Origin of the sequence: Natronogracilivirga saccharolytica (assembly GCF_017921895.1) — a bacterium.
In the GTDB taxonomy this organism is placed as follows: domain Bacteria; phylum Bacteroidota; class Rhodothermia; order Balneolales; family Natronogracilivirgulaceae; genus Natronogracilivirga; species Natronogracilivirga saccharolytica.
On the sequence record NZ_JAFIDN010000043.1, the window covers coordinates 1 to 330 of the forward strand.

The window sequence follows — 330 nt, forward strand, 5'->3', positions numbered from 1 at the left end:
CGCGGTTACTAACACTTCTGGACTACCAGGGTATCTAATCCTGTTTGCTCCCCACGCTTTCGAGCCTCAACGTCAGTTACCGTCCAGTAAGCCGCCTTCGCCACTGGTGTTCCTCCTAATATCTACGCATTTCACCGCTACACTAGGAATTCCGCTTACCTCTCCTGCACTCTAGCTTAACAGTTTCCAATGCAGTCCCGGGGTTGAGCCCCGGGCTTTCACATCAGACTTGCCATACCGTCTACGCTCCCTTTACACCCAGTAAATCCGGATAACGCTTGCCCCCTACGTATTACCGCGGCGGCTGGCACCTCCAGGGCATATAGTCTC

The 330-nt window shown here is 53.9% G+C and carries 1 rRNA gene; it reads right to left on the reverse strand.

The window, feature by feature from the left end:
• A 16S ribosomal RNA gene (locus NATSA_RS15340) occupies window positions 1–330 on the reverse strand; the annotation flags it as partial.